Annotated in this window: 2 protein-coding genes and 1 pseudogene; 2 read left to right on the top strand and 1 reads right to left on the bottom strand. The window is 63.7% G+C overall.

The genetic code is table 11. From position 1 onward, the window contains the following. Positions 1-44: 44 nt before the first annotated feature. Positions 45-377: pseudogene (locus BO1_RS58735) on the bottom strand (DUF3564 family protein); the annotation flags it as partial. A 70-nt stretch (positions 378-447) separates the two neighbouring features. Here BO1_RS58735 and BO1_RS61705 point away from each other — a divergent pair. Together BO1_RS61705 and BO1_RS48870 are read left to right on the top strand one after the other, a co-directional pair. Further along, positions 448-603 (top strand): hypothetical protein, encoded by a 156-nt coding sequence (locus BO1_RS61705; protein ID WP_245644159.1) that lies wholly within the window; start codon positions 448-450, stop codon positions 601-603. Positions 604-706: 103 nt separating this feature from the next. Continuing rightward, a complete protein-coding gene (locus BO1_RS48870; protein ID WP_028223781.1) occupies positions 707-1,066 on the top strand; it encodes a type II toxin-antitoxin system HicB family antitoxin in 360 nt (119 codons plus the stop codon). Positions 1,067-1,326: the final 260 nt, after the last annotated feature.

Genomic DNA, 1,326 nt, shown 5'->3' with positions numbered 1-1,326 from the left:
TCACCATTGCACCGGAGACCTTCCGGCTCCGGCCGCCCGAGGGTTCAGTGCCTGCGTAAGCACAGCTCGCGGTGACCGGCAAACCGGGAATCAGCCGCATATATCCACTCGCGATCCACCGCCTGAAGGCGCCAGTGTCCCGGCCCCGGCGTCTGCAATTCGCTGGACGGCCAGATTGCCTGTCCCTGTGTTGCGCTGATCTCCTGCCGTCGCGTCACGATGAGGCCGCTGATCGTACATAACGGCCGATCGCTCCCCGGCGTGCACAGCACGGTCTGGTCATCGGATTCCAGGGTCTCGCCCCAGGTCGGCAGGTCGACCCCGTGATGCGATTCACGTAACCAGCGCTTTTCCCCGGTGTCGAGCCAGACCAGGGCAAAGTCAGGATTCCGCTTGTGCTATCATTTTTTGATAGCAATTAGATATCACTTTTTGCTATCATTGGGCATGAAGACGAAACACGCCCGCACCCTCGCCGCGATCTACACGAAACCGACTCCGGGTGGCATCGTGTTTTCGGACATTGAATCGCTCGTCGTCGCCCTGGGCGGCGAAATCCACGAAGGCACGAAGGCTCGGGGTCGCGCATCGCCTTCGCGCTGAACGGCCAGCGCCGCTACCATCACCGCCCGCACCCGGGCAAAGAGGCGAAGCGGTATCAGGTGGAAGACTTGCGCGACTGGTTCAGCGAAATGGGAATCAAGCCATGAGCAATGCAATGACCTACAAGGGCTATTTCGCCCGCATCGACTTCGACGGGCGCGACAACATTTTCGTCGGGCATGTCCTCGGCGTTGACGACAGGATCAGTTTTCACGGCTCAACCGTTGACGAGCTCACCGTCGATTTTCATGCGGCGGTCGATCATTACCTGACGGACTGCGAGCAGGCCGGCCGCAAGCCGCAGAAACCCGCGTCGGGCAAACTCATGCTCCGCATTGATCCTGACGTGCATGCCCGCGTGGGTATTGCGGCGGCTGTCTCCGGTGAGAGCGTCAACCAGTGGTCAGAGGAAGTGCTTGGTCGTGCCGCGCGCGAAGTACTGGAGCGCGCCGACCACGCCTGAAATCCGGTTCGTCCTGACGAAAAGGCTGCCGCCGCGCGCGCCCAGGCCGTTGGGCGCCGCCCCCGCGGAGCCCGCAGGAGCGATGCGGAGACCCGCCCCGGGCGCGCATGTCGCGATCCCCCTGGCGTACGCCGGAAACTCACCGGGCGCGCGTGGCAGATCTGGCCCGTGGGCGTGCCCTGGGCTGGGGCGCCACAGTGGCCGCAGCCGGGAGCGGCTCAAAAAGCGCCTCGAGGTCGTCTTCCGAGAACTTGACGGCA

This window comes from Paraburkholderia oxyphila NBRC 105797, from assembly GCF_000685075.1.
GTDB lineage: Bacteria > Pseudomonadota > Gammaproteobacteria > Burkholderiales > Burkholderiaceae > Paraburkholderia > Paraburkholderia oxyphila.
This window is presented reverse-complemented; position numbering and strand designations above follow the sequence as displayed.

Bases quoted from the DNA above. Each gene is read 5' to 3' on its own strand.
- BO1_RS61705 (WP_245644159.1), top strand. From the start codon at position 448: ATGAAGACGAAACACGCCCGCACCCTCGCCGCGATCTACACGAAACCG.
- BO1_RS48870 (WP_028223781.1), top strand. From the start codon at position 707: ATGAGCAATGCAATGACCTACAAGGGCTATTTCGCCCGCATCGACTTC.